The organism is Pseudoalteromonas phenolica, from assembly GCF_005886345.1.
Lineage (GTDB): Bacteria > Pseudomonadota > Gammaproteobacteria > Enterobacterales > Alteromonadaceae > Pseudoalteromonas > Pseudoalteromonas phenolica_A.
Window position 1 is genome coordinate 219,089 of record NZ_PNEC01000021.1, and the last position, 16,052, is coordinate 235,140.

10 protein-coding genes are annotated in these 16,052 nt (G+C 41.7%); 1 reads left to right on the forward strand and 9 read right to left on the reverse strand.

Annotation, left to right across the window (positions count from 1 at the left end; translation table 11 throughout):
- Positions 1 to 21: 21 nt before the first annotated feature.
- From CWB72_RS10715 to CWB72_RS10750, 8 genes are all read right to left on the reverse strand, one after another.
- The gene (locus tag CWB72_RS10715) at positions 22 to 516 is read right to left on the reverse strand and encodes a CvpA family protein (protein ID WP_058030237.1); all 495 of its coding nucleotides are present in this window, start codon (positions 514 to 516) and stop codon (positions 22 to 24) included.
- A gap of 61 nt (positions 517 to 577) precedes the next feature.
- Positions 578 to 1,255 (reverse strand): SPOR domain-containing protein, encoded by a 678-nt coding sequence (locus CWB72_RS10720; protein WP_138631261.1) that lies wholly within the window; start codon positions 1,253 to 1,255, stop codon positions 578 to 580.
- Positions 1,256 to 1,266: 11 nt separating this feature from the next.
- A complete protein-coding gene (gene folC, locus CWB72_RS10725) occupies positions 1,267 to 2,529 on the reverse strand; it encodes a bifunctional tetrahydrofolate synthase/dihydrofolate synthase (protein WP_138631263.1) in 1,263 nt (420 codons plus the stop codon).
- A 23-nt stretch (positions 2,530 to 2,552) separates the two neighbouring features.
- The gene (gene accD, locus CWB72_RS10730; RefSeq protein ID WP_130255744.1) at positions 2,553 to 3,434 is read right to left on the reverse strand and encodes an acetyl-CoA carboxylase, carboxyltransferase subunit beta; all 882 of its coding nucleotides are present in this window, start codon (positions 3,432 to 3,434) and stop codon (positions 2,553 to 2,555) included.
- A 164-nt stretch (positions 3,435 to 3,598) separates the two neighbouring features.
- Positions 3,599 to 4,396: a tRNA pseudouridine(38-40) synthase TruA gene (truA, locus tag CWB72_RS10735; protein WP_138480924.1), complete on the reverse strand. Its 798-nt coding sequence runs from the start codon at positions 4,394 to 4,396 to the stop codon at positions 3,599 to 3,601.
- A 146-nt stretch (positions 4,397 to 4,542) separates the two neighbouring features.
- Entirely contained in the window at positions 4,543 to 10,422 is a 5,880-nt protein-coding gene (locus CWB72_RS10740; RefSeq protein ID WP_138631265.1) for a FimV/HubP family polar landmark protein, read from the reverse strand.
- A gap of 272 nt (positions 10,423 to 10,694) precedes the next feature.
- Positions 10,695 to 11,711 (reverse strand): aspartate-semialdehyde dehydrogenase, encoded by a 1,017-nt coding sequence (locus CWB72_RS10745; RefSeq protein ID WP_138631267.1) that lies wholly within the window; start codon positions 11,709 to 11,711, stop codon positions 10,695 to 10,697.
- 11 nt (positions 11,712 to 11,722) lie between these two features.
- The gene (locus CWB72_RS10750) at positions 11,723 to 12,847 is read right to left on the reverse strand and encodes a 4-phosphoerythronate dehydrogenase (protein ID WP_138631269.1); all 1,125 of its coding nucleotides are present in this window, start codon (positions 12,845 to 12,847) and stop codon (positions 11,723 to 11,725) included.
- Between the two features lie 213 nt (positions 12,848 to 13,060).
- On the opposite strand from CWB72_RS10750, the gene fadE reads away from it, so the two are divergent.
- Positions 13,061 to 15,511 carry an acyl-CoA dehydrogenase FadE gene (gene fadE / locus CWB72_RS10755; RefSeq protein WP_138631271.1) on the forward strand — a complete coding sequence of 817 codons (2,451 nt, stop codon included), beginning with the start codon at positions 13,061 to 13,063 and terminating at the stop codon, positions 15,509 to 15,511.
- A gap of 84 nt (positions 15,512 to 15,595) precedes the next feature.
- Here fadE and CWB72_RS10760 read toward each other — a convergent pair whose 3' ends face one another.
- Positions 15,596 to 15,985, reverse strand: coding sequence for a MerC domain-containing protein (locus CWB72_RS10760; protein ID WP_138631273.1), 390 nt, complete (start codon positions 15,983 to 15,985; stop codon positions 15,596 to 15,598).
- Positions 15,986 to 16,052 lie beyond the last annotated feature (67 nt).

Below are 16,052 nucleotides of genomic sequence, written 5' to 3' on the forward strand. Positions count from 1 at the left end.
TCGCCGATTAACGGTTTCCGATTAACGGTTGACTGAATTTAAAAAGCTTGAGTTGTCTTCTAAGTACGAGAAAAACCACTCAATAACAAAACTAAATTCAGGGATCAAAGTTGATGCTGTCCACCAAGGTGCATCTGGTGCACCGGTAAACGCATCCAGAAAAAACAGTAAGGCGCTTACGACTAACACACCTCGAAGTGCACCAAACACAATACCTATGATACGGTCGGTGCCTGACAGGCCTGTACGTTGCACAAGTTCTGACAGAATATAATTAACAAGCCCACCCAACAGTATGGTCGCAAAAAATAATATGGCAATTGCGGCCGCATTTCTTAAAAGGGGTTCTGAAATGGAAGTAAGGAAGGTTGCTAGATATTGATAGAATAAACTAGAAATGAAGAATGCGCTGATCCAAACAACCAATGACATTGCTTCTTTTACAAAGCCTCGCATTAGTCCGAATAAGGTGGAAAGACCAACTATACCGAGAATCGCGTAATCAACCCAGTTCATAATAACCAACAAGTCGTTAATTTGGGGCGCATTCTATAAGAGCCACGCGTCAATTACCAGATCATTTTGTTATATCGAATTGGGTTAGTCGGCCTTTTAGTTTTGTAAGCTTTTCTAAATCAGGCAATTTTTGTTCTAAATCTGCTTTATCTAATTGAGGGCCTACGAATACTTTTGTTAATTCGCCATTTCGCGTTTTAATGGGTCGGGTAAATGCGGTAAAACCTGCATTTTTTAGTTTTTTCATTAAGGCTTCAACATTGGCTTTATGAGAAAAACTGCCCAGTTGTATGACATACGCCATGCTGGTTAAATTAGACGCTTCTGAACGCTGCAAAGGCGTTACTTTTGCCTCTACCACTTGCTGTTGCGGTTTTACTTCTTCAACTTCGGGTTTTGCCTCTTCAACAACTTGTATTGGTTGTGAGCCTGAATCGTTTGCCGCTGTGTTCACAACGTCTTTTATTTCTAAGCTATCTACTTTTTCTTTAGACACTGGCTCAGCGTCAAGTGCAACTTCATCATGCAAAGCTACAGGTTTAATAGCAGGGGCAAGCTCAGCTTTTGCGTCAATCTCTTGCTGAATTTCAATTGTAGTGAACTCAGGGCGCTCAGGAATGGCTTTAAAACCGTCTTTGAAGTGAACCTTTTCACCATCAAGAATATTCGGTATAAAAATGATGGCGGCAACCACCACAATACTAGTACCCACTAAACGGTTTAAAAATCCTGAGTTCACAGCTTATCTCTCTATTTTTGCCAATACTGAATTGCTTCTGCAACAGTAAAGAAGGAGCCAAATACAATCATTGCCGTTTGATCATCAAGTTGCGATAACTGACTATCGAGTGCCATATGGACCGAATCAAACATGTTTGCGCTTTGCTGTTGTTCTTGCGATAGCAAAGGTAACAAGTTCGATGCTCGCTCTGCACGTGGACCATCTAAAGACGCTAATGACCAAAAATCAATTAGTTCAGACACTTCATTGATTACACTGGCTTTATCTTTATCAGCAAGCATAGCGATTAATGCATGTATTTTAAACCCTTGCTGCTTCAACTCTACTAATTTTTGCTTTAGGTAGCGTGCTGATTCAGGGTTATGAGCAACATCAGTAAATACTATTGGTGAGTTACTTAGCTTTTGAAAGCGGCCTTCTACTTTTAAATCAGCTAAACATTTTTCAATCACTGATAGCTCAGGAAGTAACTCTAAACGAGTCAGTAATGTCAAAGCTGTGGCGACATTTTGTGCCGGAATACTTGGCTTTTCAAACTCAAACGAATGCGATTTATAACGCCAAACAAACGATGATTGTTTTGGTTCAAAGAAAAAGTCTCGCTTAGAGAGTATGAGCTCAGCTGAAATCTCATCACCATACTCTGTCACTGTATGTGGAATATTTAGATCACCCACTACCGCAGGTTTATTTGCACGGAAAATACCTGCTTTATCATAGCCAACTAATTCACGCGTATCGCCTAAGTACTCTTTATGGTCAAGGTCGATAGTTGTAATAACGCTTGCAATCGGCTCGACAATATTTGTAGCATCGAATCGACCGCCCAAACCCACTTCAAGTAAGACATAATCGACTTCGCAGCGTTTAAAAATCGCCAGAGCGCCAAGCGTACCAAATTCAAAATAAGTCAGGGGTGTTTCGCCCCGGCCTTTTTCTAACAAGTCAAAAGCATCAACATGATATTGATCGTCTAACTCTTTACCATTTACACGAACACGTTCGTTATAACGAATTAAATGTGGTGAAGCATACGTACCTACTGAGTAACCCTGAGCGAGTAGCAGACTTTCTAAGCAACGTGCGGTGGTACCTTTACCGTTAGTACCGGCAATCATGATGATTTTCGAGGAAGAATTGAGAAGATTAACCGAATCGGCTACTTGTTTGATGCGCTCCAAACCCATTTCGATATTGGCAGGATGAACACGCTCTAAATAACAAAGCCAATCATCAAGACTTGATGATTGGCAAGGTATATTTTGTGACATAAAAACAGCTTAAATTAAAAAATTTACGCTACTCTATGCTCTTGTTCAGTAGATGGCAAGTCCATAAACTTCGCTAAATTACGTGCTAGTGTGTCACGCATTTCACGACGATCAACAATCATGTCGATTGCACCATGCTCAAGTAGGAACTCTGAACGTTGGAAACCTTCAGGTAATGTTTCACGAACTGTTTGTTCGATAACACGCGGACCTGCGAAACCAATAAGTGCTTTAGGTTCTGCAACATTGATATCACCTAACATTGCCAGTGAAGCAGATACACCACCCATTGTAGGGTCGGTCATTACTGAGATAAATGGCAGGCCTCTTTCACTCATTTTAGCCAGTGCCGCACTTGTTTTTGCCATTTGCATCAATGACATAAGTGCTTCTTGCATACGCGCACCGCCAGATGCTGAGAAACATACTAATGGCATGTTGTGCTCTAAACATTCGTTTACGGCATCAACAAAACGTGCACCAACAACCGACGCCATTGAACCACCCATGAATGAGAATTCAAAAGCTACAGCTGCAACCGGCATACCTTTAAGACGACCCGTCATCGCAACTAGGGCATCTTTTTCGCCACTTACTTTTTGCGCAGCTGTGATTCTGTCAGAGTACTTTTTAGAATCTTTAAATTTAAGCACATCTTGTGGCTCGTGCTCGATGCCAATTTCTTTACGATCAGCATCGTCTAAAAACATTTCAAGGCGCTGACGTGCGCTAATACGCATGTGGTGATCACACTTAGGACATACATTGTGTGACTTCTCTAATTCTGCTTTATATAAAATAGCATCACATGATGAACATTTTGCCCAAACGCCCTCTGGGACTTCTTTTTTGTTATTACCTGATGATTTGGTGGTTCTAGGTAAAATTTTTTCTAACCAACTCATTTGCAATTCTCTTATGCTAATTCTGTGTTGTGGCGTCTGTATTTATTCAGACAAACTGCACTCATTAAACCATGATTTATTAGACAAAGGTATAAAAAACTGGTCGTATAAGTCTTAAATAAGCCGCCATAATTCATTAACTAACCCAAGCTTTCGCTATAAAATCACTCAATTTCAGTATCTGGCAAGAATAACGGTCCAAGTGGTGTCGAAGGAATTTGCCATTGCTCAGGGTAGTCAACATCGACTAAATACAGCCCATTAGGCTTTGCTGTTGCACTTGCTTGAGTTCTGTCTTTGAGTGCCAGTAACTCAGCCATCCATTCAGGTGGATATTTACCCGTGCCAATATCAAGCAGAGTGCCTGTAATGTTTCTCACCATATGGTGCAAAAAGGCATTGGCTTTCACGTCGATGATGACAAAGTTGCCTACACGTTCGACACTTAAGTGCAGCATTTTTCGAAATGGTGTGTTTGATTGGCAATGCACAGCACGAAATGAAGTAAAGTCTTGCTCACCTAACATCACCGGGCAAGCCGCTTGCATTAGCTTTTCATCAAGCGGATGATGGTAATGCGTCACTCCACTTCTTAAAATGCCTGGGCGATAAGGGTTATTGTAAATCACGTAGCGGTAACGGCGTGCTGTCGCACTAAAGCGAGCATGAAACTCATCATCGACAACTTGTGCAAACTGTATTGCAATATCGTCAGGTAATTGAGAGTTTGCGCCTAGCGTAAATGCACTCATATCTCGCTCTGAGTGAGTATCGAAATGCACGACCTGCCCTGTCGCATGAACACCTGCATCAGTTCGACCTGCACACACTACTTCGACTTCATGGTTGCAAATGCGAGACAAAACAGTTTCTAACTCTTGTTGAATACTGTTTACATGAGACTGTCTTTGCCAACCACTGTATTGAGCGCCGTTATATTCGATACCAAGTGCTACACGCATGAATTTATTACCTCTGTCTAGACTAGCGCAGCATTCTAAGCCATCGCGACTTTGAATTAAAGAGAGAACTGAGAGCTAGAAAAAATAAAGGAGGCTAACGCCTCCTTTATACTGATTGTTAAAATGACCAAAACTCAGCTTATACACTAAGACTGTATTTTTTCTCTTAGTGAACTTGCTTCAGCTTGAACTGATTCAGGCCCTGCATTTATCACTTCTTCGATAATAGCAAGCGCACTCTCACTGTCATCAATTTCAATATATGCTCTTGCTAAATCTAACTTTGCAGAAAAGCCATCGGCTTCTAGATCCACATCAAGGGCATTCTCGCCGGCAAGTAAATCATCAAAATCGCCTAAGCCAACATCCATATTCGCTTCTTGGTAAGGCTCTTCTTCTGTTTCAAAGTCGTCACTTTCTGCGAGTAAGTCGTCAATTTCTAGATACTCTTCAACGTCTGGCTGAGAAACTTCATCACCACTTACAGTTTCAGTATCTAATGTTCCAAGATCTTTGTTTAGTTCTTCACTTAATAACGCATCGAAATTAAGTTCTACTTCATCTAATGATTCTGTATCGATTGGTTCTGGTTCAGCTAAATCATTCAGCAATGCATCAAAATCAGTATCAGAAATCTCTGACATAAACTGATCTTCTATCGCCGCTTCATCAATAGCTATCTCAACAGGCGATTCAACTTCTTCGTTGTTGGCAAGATCATCTAACTCATTTAAAAACGCTTCAGGAGATATTTCTTCGAGATCCGTTAAAGCTTGCTCATTTTGAGCTTCGCCTTCAAGTTCATCGCCTATAGCGTCTTCAAGTAACTTATCTTCGATTGGAGATTCAATTTCTTCCTGAGCTGTCTCTTCTTGAATAGACATCTCTTGAATTTCAAGTGCTTGCTCTTCAGTTGCAGCTTCTAGCGCGGCAGCTTCGTCAAACTCTGGGAAGTCTTCTATTTCAAGCTCATCTTCGATTAGAGGTTCAACTTCTTCCTGAGCTATCTCTTCTAGAATAGGCTCTTCTTGAATAGGCGTATCTTGAATTTCAAGTGCTTGCTCTTCAGTAACAGCTTCTAGCGCTGCATCTTCATCAAACTCCGGGAAGTCTTCAATTTCAAGCTCATCTTCGATGCTGTCTGCAATTAGTTCATCTTCGATTAGAGATTCAGCTTCTTCCTGGGCTATCTCTTCTTGAATAGGCGCATCTTGAACTTCAAGAGTCTGCTCATCAGTAACAGCTTCTAGCGCTGCATCCTCACCAAACTCCGGGAAGTCTTCGATTTCAAGCTCATCTTCGATGTTGTCTTCGATTGGTGATTCAGCTTCTTCTAGCGCTCTCTCTTCTTGAATAGACGTATCTTGAATTTCGAGTGCTTGCGCTTCAGTAGCAGATTCTAGCGCGGCAGCTTCGTCAAAATGTGAGAACTCTTCGATTTCAAGATCATCTTCGATGTTGTCTGCAATTAGTTCATCTTCAAATAGAGATTCAACTTCTTCCTGACCTGTATCTTCTTGAGCTGGTGTATCTTGAATTTCTAGTGCTTGCGCTTCAGTAGCAGCCTCTAGTACGGCATCTTCATCAAACTCAGGAAAGTCTTCGATTTCCAGCTCATCTTCGATGTTGTCTGCATGTAGCTCATCCTCAGAAGGCAACTCAACTTCTTCGTGAAGTGCCTCTTCTTGAGCTGGTGTATCCTGAATTTTTTGAGCTTGTTCTTCTGTTAAAGCCTCTAGTGCGGCCTCTTCATCAAACTCAGGGAAGTCTTCGATTTCCAACTCATCTTCGATGGTGTCAACAGTTAATTCATCTTTAGAAGGCAACTCAACGTCTTCGTGAAGTGCCTCTTCTTGAGCTGGTGTATCCTGAATTTTTTGAGCTTGTTCTTCTGTTAAAGCCTCTAGTGCGGCCTCTTCATCAAACTCAGGGAAGTCTTCGATTTCCAACTCATCTTCGATGGTGTCAACAGTTATCTCATCTTCAGAAGGCGACTCAACTTCTTCGTGAAGTGCCTCTTCTTGAGCTGGTGTATCCTGAATTTCTGGAGCTTGTTCTTCAGTTACAGACTCTAGTGCGGCATCTTCATCAAACTCTCGGAAGTCTTCGATCTCTGGCTCATCTTCGATGCTATCTGTTAAGGAAGTAGTCTCACCTTGTTCAACTTCAGGTTCTTCACTGTTGATTTCATGTTCAATGTCGGTATCAGATAAATCACCTAATTCTGGCTCAATATCAGCATCTAATAAATCATCAAAAGAAAGTTCATCATCAGTGAGTAACTCATCGTCAAGTGAGCCTTCTAGCGAACTACCTGCTTCTAATGCTTGAGAAAGTTCTTGTTCAGTTTCAGTGATATTTAGAACGTCCTCGTCCAGTTCTTCATCTAAATCTAATTCTGGATAACTCTCTAATTCAGCACTTGGTGTAACAGTATCAACTTCTGGCAACTCTTCTTCAGATGATAAATCAATATCGTCTGAAAGCGGGTCATCACCAAGCTCCACTTCTCCGTCGTACTCATCACTACTTTGCCACTCATCTTCCGACTCGAGCTCATCGAGCATTTCATCAACACTTTTCAAAGGTGCTTGTGGTGTTTGAGCTTCAGGTTCGGTCGGTACGTCATCATCAATATCAGTTGAAGTATGTTGATTCATCGCGTTTAACTCATCAACAATACTCTGCTCCACAGATTTAGGCTCGAATACTTCATTTTCGGAAGTTGCAGCTTCTTCAACTTGGCTTTCTTCAACTAACTTTTGAAACTCATCAGTGTGTTCTTCAATTAACTCTTCTTCAAAGTCTGGTTCGTCGATTAAGCCACCAATGACTGCACCAAGCTCGTTTTCATCTGTTGATGTGGGTTCTGTTAATAAATCATCTTCAAGGAGGTCATCTAAATCATCAAGTGCGATGTCATCTTCCGAAGTTACAACTTCCTCAGTTGTTTCAGGTGTGGCTGTCTCTTGAACTAAATCAATGCTCTCTTCGCTTAACTCTTCGTCAAAGTCTGGCTCGTCGATTAAGTCATCAAGGGCTTCATCAAGCTCGTTTTCATCTGTTGATGTGGGTTCTGTTAATAGATCATCTTCAAGGAGGTCATCTAAATCATCAAGTGCGGTGTCATCTTCTGAAGTTACAACTGCCTCTGTTGTTTCAGGTATGGCTGTCTCTTGAACTAAATCAATGTTCTCTTCGCTTAACTCTTCGCTTAACTCTTCGTCAAAGTCTGGCTCGTCGATTAAGTCATCAAGGGCTTCATCAAGCTCGCTTTCATCTATTGATGTGGGTTCTGTTAATAGATCATCTTCAAGGAGGTCATCTAAATCATCAAGTGCGGTGTCATCTTCTGAAGTTACAACTTCCTCTGTTGTTTCAGGTGTGGCTGTCTCTGGAACTTCATCAACGGTTTCTTCACTTAACTCATCTTCAAAGTCTGGGTCTTCGGTTAATTCATCAAAGGCAACATCAAGCTCGCTTTCATCTGTTGATGCCTGTTCTGTTAATAGATCATCTTCAAGGAGGTCTTCTAAATCATCAAGTGCGATGTCATCTTTTGAAGTTACAACTTCCTCAGTTGTTTCAGATGTGGCTGTCTCTGGAACTTCATCAACGTTTTCTTCACTTAACGCTTCTTCAAAATCTGGTTCTTCGGTTAATTCATCAAAGGCAGAATCAAGCTCGCTTTCATCTGTTGATGCCGGTTCTGTTAATAAATCATCTTCGAGGAGGTCTTCTAAATCATCAAGTGCGATGTCATCTTTTGAAGTTACAACTTCCTCAGTTGTTTCAGGTGTGGCTGTCTCTGGAACTTCATCAACGTTTTCTTCACTTAACTCATTTTCAAAGTCTGGTTCTTCGGTTAATTCATCAAAGGCAGCATCAAGCTCGCTTTCATCTGTTAATGCCGGTTCTGTTAATAAATCATATTCGAGGAGGTCTTCTAAATCATCAAGTGCGATGTCATCTTCCGAAGTTACAACTTCCTCAGTTGTTTCAGGTGTGGCTGTCTCTTGAATTTCATCAACGGTGTCTTCACTCAATCCTTCTTCAAAACCTGGTTCATCGATTAAATCATCCATGTCGAGATCCAAGTCATCTGCTTCTAACGGATCTTCATTAATCGATAACTCATCTTGATTTGACTCCGTAATTAAAGAATCAATGTCATCTATATCAACATCACCCTCATCGGTATGCACACTCTCTGGTTCGCCCTGCCCCTGAGCTTCATCTATTAGTGAGTCTATGTCATCAGTATCAAGATCATCTGAAGCGATATCATCAAGCAAGCTATCAACACCGTCAGCGTCTACCAATTGTGAGTCATTCCTCACAATATCAGGGTTCTCTTCTACTGTGCCGCCCACTTCGTCTAAGAGGTCATCAATATTATCAATATCAAAATCATCTTCATCGCTGATCTCAACTGCTGGTTCATCAGTTTGCGCGACTTCATCTAGCAAGTTATCGATATCATCCAGCTCGAAGTCTTCATCTGCTCCTTCAATACTTTCATTCTTTGGGGGCTGATCAGCAACCTCGTCAATTAAGCTGTCAATATCATCTAAATCAAAGTCGTCGTCAGTACTTTCTGCCTGATCAGTCAATGTCTCATTAAGTATTGAATCTACATCGACATCTTCCTGCTGTTCAGTTGCTAGCTCTTCACTTAATGCGGCTAATGCATCATCACTAACATCTAACTCGTCATCAGCGGATTCATCTGATTTACTGTACAGTTCGTCAGTTTCAATAGGGCTAGAATCACCATCGAGGTCGACCATGTCATCTGAATCAAAGCTTTGTTGCAAGAATTCATCTAAATCATCATCACCATCAAGACCATCAAGACCATCAAGACCATCAAGACCATCAAGACCATCTTCAAAGGATATGTCTCCCCCTAAAATACTATCAAGCTCATCTTGATCTAAAATATCATCAAATTTATGATCTTCTAAAGAGTCAAAAACCTCATCATCTTCAGGCAGGATGTCATCATCGAGCTGAACGCTATCTTCGACTGGCATGCTACTATCTAACGGCGGTACATCTAAATCGAGTGGATCCACCGCTGCTGCACTTGCAACTCCTGCAACTTCGGCTGCAACTGGTGTAGCTGGTGTAGCTGGTGTTTGTGGTAGGAAATCATCTTCGTCATCAGTATTATTGGCACTCTTGCGTTTACGCAAGAACATCACTAAACCACCAATCACTAATAAAGCAGGTAAAGTTGCTAACACTCCAATCATCACAGGGTTTGAGAGTAATTCAGTACTTTGTTCTTCTTGTTGCTGTGCTCTTTGACGTTCAATCAAGGCATTTTGGAGTTCGATGACTGATTGAAGCTGCTGCTGAATTTCAGAATCTTGGCCGAGCTGATTACGAACATTTTGTAGCTCTTCAGAAATGCTTGTTAGCTGGCCTTTTAGCTTGTTGTTCTCTTCTAGTATTTCTTCAACACTGCGAACAGAGTTCTTAAATTGTGATTGTAGCTCTTGTAACTTAGCGTCTTGCTCCATTTGCAATGACTTAAGCTGCGAAGTGAGTTGCTGTTGTGCATTATCAACATCGATTTTTCGAGCTTGAGTAACTTTTTTTTGCGCTTCTTCAATGGTTTGGTTGTCGAGCATGCCGCTCTTTTTTAGCTCCCACAAGTCATCGTCTTGATCTGAGCGCTGCTTTGCTATGGCAGGGTTTTCTCGACGCATTTCTGCAATGGTCGGTATTTTGAGATATGCGCCATCGCGAATATGATTGAGGTTCTTATCTAAAAAAGCATTGGGGTTTTTGCGATAAAGGGCGCTCATTACCTGATAAACAGTAACAGAGCCGTCATCTGGCCTAATTTTTTGCGCAATTCGCCACAAAGTGTCCGAGGGCTTTATTGGGCCAATAGAGCGACCCATTTGACCATAATCGGCATTCTTAGGGCCCTTTAAAATGGTACCGTCTTGTGTGTAGGCTGGTATGGTTATCAATGCAAATGCAAAGAAACAAATAAACACTAAACCGCGCATGTTGATCCTTTAGATATCATGTCCAACATCGTGCTAAACATTAAAATATTGCTAATGGTGGCTTTTGCAAGCTCTATTCCAACTGCAAACTATAAACCAGTTACATTGGAATATCTATGGCAAAGCTTTGATAAATAGTGCCTAGAGCGTACTAAAGTATGAGAAGATGTGAACAAAGAATATTGTTTATAGTCAATATATTGGCTGGTTTTTAAACGGGCAGCTGTAAAAAGCGGCAAAACCCTGCCGAAGCAGGGTTTTGTCATTGCGAATTAGAGATAGTTATTTATTAACTCTTCAGCAATTTGCACACTGTTAGTCGCTGCACCCTTGCGAGTGTTATCAGAAACCACCCATAGGTTTAAACCATGTGGGTGAGATATATCAGCGCGTAAACGGCCAACATAAACAGTATCATTACCGCTAGCGTCAGACACAGGCGTAGGGTAATCGTTTTCGTCTTCAATGAGTTCAACACCAGGGGCATCGTTAAGCAGCTGCTTAACCTGCTCTAAATCATATGGCATGCGCGTTTCTAAATGAATGGCTTCAGCATGACCAAAGAACACAGGCACACGCACTGCTGTTGGGTTCACCATTAACGAACTGTCACCTAAAATCTTTTGCGTCTCCCACACCATTTTCATTTCTTCTTTGGTATAGCCATTTTCTTGGAAAGCATCGATTTGCGGGATCACGTTAAACGCAATTTGCTTAGGGAAAATATCATTTTCCATCGGGCGCGCATTCATTAAGTTAGCTGTTTGCTTTGCCAGCTCATCAACCGCTTCTTTACCAGCACCAGAAACCGCTTGGTATGTAGATACATTAATACGGTCTATTCCATAAGCATCGTAGATAGGCTTAAGCGCCACCAGCATTTGAATCGTAGAACAGTTTGGGTTAGCAATAATGTTGCGATTTCTAAAGTCTGCTAAGTTATGTGCATTTACCTCAGGCACAATCAGAGGAACGTCATAGTCGTATCTGAAATGTGAGGTATTGTCGATTACAACACAACCCGCTTCTGCGGCAATCGGTGCATATTTTTCTGACACACTGCCACCAGCAGAAAATAAACCAATATGTGCGTTCGAAAAGTCAAACTCTTCTACATCTAAAACCGTCACTTTTTCGCCATTAAAGTCAATTTCCTCACCTGCACTTCTACTGCTTGCAAGTGGGAAAAGCTGATCAACTGGAAACTTACGTTCTGCCAATGTTTCGATGATTTGACGACCAACAAGGCCTGTTGCGCCAAGCACGGCGACATTAAATTTCTGAGACATTTGACCTCATCCTATTCTGAAACTTTAAAGCCAAGTGTTGCGAGTTGTTCCGCAAACTGACTACCATTATTTTTTACTGTTACTGTGCTGAATTCTCGTCTTACTGGATAAGACTTGCGAAGGTGATCAAAACCCTTCTCTGACAGTGACTTTCTTAAAATGCCATCATCTCGTCTAAGATCGTAAACCAGATGAACAAGTCGACCTAAGTCGCCTTGGATTAAATTATCTTGTAATGTGACTTCTGTGATCACTGGTTTTGGTAAAAAGTCACTTAACTGTTTCTCTGCTGGGATGCCTAATAACTCGCACACTTTTTGATAAAGTATTTGCGTACCACGAGCCTTGCCCTCAAGAGTATGCCCTGCGATATGCACACTGCTATAACGCACAAAAGGCAATAACTCAGTTAAGATGTTTGGTTCATTTTCCCATACATCTAACACCAGCTCTAACTGCTTTCCATCTTGCAAAGCTTCGAGTAATGCTTGGTTATCGATGACTTCGCCTCGGCACGCATTGATCACCAGCATATTATCTTTTAACTTCGCAATACGCGCTGAATCAATTAAATGCAGGGTCTTATGTTTACCTGTTTTAACTAATGGCACGTGAAATGACACTATGTCAGATTGCGCTAATAGGCCGTCTAACTCAATATGCTCTTCAAGTTCACCATTTTCAAACTTGATTGGATCACATAACAATAAATTGATGCCACTGCCTTGCAGTTTTTCACGTAAACACTGACCAATGTTGCCTACTCCGACAATACCTAGAGTCTTACCTTGCAAGCTTGTTGATGTTTCTTGTGCATAGGCATAAAGCGCGCTGATCACATATTCTGCAACAGCAATGGCATTACAGCCAGGTGCGCTGCTAAACGCTATGTCTTTGTCATCAAGTAATTCAGTATCAATATGATCGATACCTATGGTTGCAGTACCCACAAATTTTAGTTTTTTAGCATACTGTAATAGCTCAGCGTTTACTTTCGTTACTGAGCGAGTCAGCAAAATATCAACGTCTTCGATTTGTTCAGGCTTGGCATTGCGCCCATCAAATCGCGTTACACTGCCTAAATCAGCAAAATACTCCTCAACTAAAGGCATATTTTGATCTGCCAAAATTTTCATCTATTTTTTCCGTGGTAACTGCAAAAGCGCATTGTAACCGCGGTATCAATAAATTGCGACTCAGTGACTTTGATTAGGCAGCTTTATTGGCCAGATAACTGGACAAAACCGCTAAATCGTGCAAATTTCAACCACGCCAGACGACTTGCAATCATAAGCGGTTAGAGCTAGTCTAAGATTTAGTGGTCAGACCACCATAACAAGGAAAACAATATGACTCTGATTTTTGTATTAATTTTAATCGCGCTACTCAGTGTCGCTAGCTATCATAGAGCTAGCTGGCATAGCTGCGTAGCGGTAGCTGGGGCAACCTTGCTAGTCGGTACTATTGCGGGTGCATTTGGTGCCATATCTTGGCTTATTTTCTTAGCCATCGTATTGCCTTTATCACTAAGCAATATTCGTCAACAGTATATCAGTGGCCCGCTTTTCAAAGCATTTAAAAAGGTCACTCCAACTATGTCAGAAACCGAGAAGTCTGCAATCGATGCGGGTACTACTTGGTGGGAAGCAGATTTATTCTGCGGTAACCCTGACTGGCGTAAACTTCACCAGTACCCTAAGCCACGCTTAACGCCTGAAGAACAAGCATTCTTAGACGGTCCGGTTGAAGAAGTATGTGCCATGCTTGACGATTGGAAAGCAACGCATGAATTAACTGATTTACCAGAAGATGTTTGGCAATATTTAAAAGACAAAAAATTCTTCGCGATGATTATCAAGAAGCAATATGGCGGTCTTGAGTTTTCAGCTTATGCACAATCTTGTGTGCTGCAAAAGCTAACCAGTAAATCTACTCTTTTATCTTCAATTGTGGGTGTTCCAAACTCTTTAGGCCCGGGTGAGCTACTGCAACACTATGGAACGCAAGAGCAAAAAGATCATTATTTACCCCGCCTTGCAAAAGGTGATGAAATTCCATGTTTCGCATTAACGTCTCCTGAAGCGGGTTCTGATGCGTCATCAATCCCTGATTTTGGTGTGGTTTGTAAAGGCGAATGGAATGGTGAAGAAACCTTAGGCATTCGTTTAACTTGGAATAAGCGTTACATTACGCTAGCCCCAGTTGCGACTGTTTTAGGTTTAGCATTTAAGCTGCGTGACCCTGATGGTTTACTAGGCGATGATAAAGAACCTGGTATCACATGTGCGCTAATTCCAACTGCTACGCCAGGTGTTAAAATTGGTCGACGCCATTTCCCACTGAACGTTCCATTCCAAAATGGCCCAACGCAAGGTGAAGATATTTTCGTTCCTATCGACTACATCATCGGTGGCGCAAAAATGGCAGGTCAAGGCTGGCGCATGCTGGTTGAGTGTCTATCTGTGGGTCGTGTTATCACACTGCCTTCAAACTCTACAGGTGGTATCAAGTCATTAGCGCTTGCAAGTGGTGCATACAGCCGTATTCGTCGCCAGTTCAAATTACCGATCGGTAAAATGGAAGGTATCGAAGAAGCATTGGCTAAATTAGGTGGTTATGCCTACAGCACTGACGCTGCAGTTACCATGTCGACAGGTGCTGTCGATCTAGGTGAAAAGCCATCTGTTGTTTCAGCTATTCTTAAATACCATTTAACTGAACAGATGCGCGACTCTACCAAGCATGCGATGGATATCCATGGTGGTAAAGGTATCTGTTTAGGTCCTAACAACTATCTAGGCCGTGGCTACCAAGGCGCACCCATTGCGATTACCGTTGAAGGCGCAAATATCCTTACTCGAAATATGATCATTTATGGTCAAGGTGCTATCCGCTGTCACCCATTCGTGCTTGCTGAGCTTAATGCGGTATCAATGGAAGACAAACGTGAAGCACTTAACAGCTTTGATAAATCGCTAATGGGCCATATTGGTTTCACGATTTCGAACCTTGTACGTACTAAGTGGCTTGCATTAACTGGTGCTCGTTTTACGAAAGTACCTTTCAATGACGAAACATCTGATTACTATCGTAACGCAGCGCGCTTCAGTGCAGCTTTAGCCTTCATGTCTGATATCTGTATGGCAGTATTTGGCGGCTCACTAAAACGTAAAGAACGTATCTCGGCTCGTTTAGGTGACTTACTCAGCTATTTATACCTAGTATCTGCAACACTAAAACGCTACAACGATGAAGGCCGTCAAATTGAAGATCTTCCATTTGTCCAGTGGAGTTGTCAGGAGCACTTGTACCTTTGTCAGCGTGCACTGGCGGATCTAATTAACAACATGCCATTTGCACCGCTGCGTTTTGCGCTTAAATTAATGTTATTCCCATTCGGTCGCCCTGTTCGCAAGCCGACTGATAAACTGGAGCAAAAAATAGCGCATTTACTGCAAACACCAAATAATGCTCGTAATCGTTTAGCAGCACACATCTACACAACTGATGAACCGTTAAACCTTATTGGCAAACAAGAACAAACGCTCAAAGATATCTTAGATATTGAGCCATTGTTCGATAAGATTTGTCGTGCAAAAGGTCAGAAAATACCATTCATGCAATTAGACAAAGTGGCTGCAGATGCACTCGAAGCAGGTATTATCTCTAAAGATGAAGCTGACAAGCTTGCAGCTGTTGAAGTTAAACGTCTTGCAGTTATTAACGTAGATGACTTTGACCCAGCTGACTTATTAGCTGGCAAAGCTCGCGTGACTGAGACGAACTCAAGCGCAGCATAAGTTTGCTACTAATATAAAAAACGCCAGCAAATGCTGGCGTTTTTTATATTTAATTCTTCGTTTACTTGTAGGTCTGGTTTCAGATTAGTGACACTTTCCAGTTTGGCACGCATTAAAGTTTTTATAATGACTGAAAGCGATAATTAAACTGCCAAAAATAGTCAGTAACTTCTCGCCTTCTGCAGGCATTAAATCATGTGCAAAAAAAGCAGCAAATAAAAGGACAGTTATACCTAAAGAGCCATATCCAAATAGCTGCCACTGCTTGTGCTTTTTACACCCTAAAGTAAGGCCTCCTAAGCTAGTCAGTAAAACCCCCAAAAGTAACCAACGATGGAACGACTCGTCACTGAAAAACATCGCGCTCACTGCTGGTAAAAGTGCCGTAATTAGAGGAAGTAGCAAGCAATGCACCACACAGAGTGCAGAAAAACTGATCGCAAACTTGTCTAATTTACTGGTTAAATCTCTCATTGTGTATTGCCTTGTCCTATTTTCTAAAAACGATACCTAGCGGTTGAGTTTACACTAGGTACCGCAA

What these genes read in the sequence shown, in the direction of transcription:
- CWB72_RS10715 (WP_058030237.1), bottom strand. Translation starts at nt 516, where the DNA reads ATGAACTGGGTTGATTACGCGATTCTCGGTATAGTTGGTCTTTCCACC.
- folC (WP_138631263.1), bottom strand. Translation starts at nt 2,529, where the DNA reads ATGTCACAAAATATACCTTGCCAATCATCAAGTCTTGATGATTGGCTT.
- accD (WP_130255744.1), bottom strand. Translation starts at nt 3,434, where the DNA reads ATGAGTTGGTTAGAAAAAATTTTACCTAGAACCACCAAATCATCAGGT.
- truA (WP_138480924.1), bottom strand. Translation starts at nt 4,396, where the DNA reads ATGCGTGTAGCACTTGGTATCGAATATAACGGCGCTCAATACAGTGGT.
- CWB72_RS10740 (WP_138631265.1), bottom strand. Translation starts at nt 10,422, where the DNA reads ATGCGCGGTTTAGTGTTTATTTGTTTCTTTGCATTTGCATTGATAACC.
- CWB72_RS10745 (WP_138631267.1), bottom strand. Translation starts at nt 11,711, where the DNA reads ATGTCTCAGAAATTTAATGTCGCCGTGCTTGGCGCAACAGGCCTTGTT.
- CWB72_RS10750 (WP_138631269.1), bottom strand. Translation starts at nt 12,847, where the DNA reads ATGAAAATTTTGGCAGATCAAAATATGCCTTTAGTTGAGGAGTATTTT.
- fadE (WP_138631271.1), top strand. Translation starts at nt 13,061, where the DNA reads ATGACTCTGATTTTTGTATTAATTTTAATCGCGCTACTCAGTGTCGCT.
- CWB72_RS10760 (WP_138631273.1), bottom strand. Translation starts at nt 15,985, where the DNA reads ATGAGAGATTTAACCAGTAAATTAGACAAGTTTGCGATCAGTTTTTCT.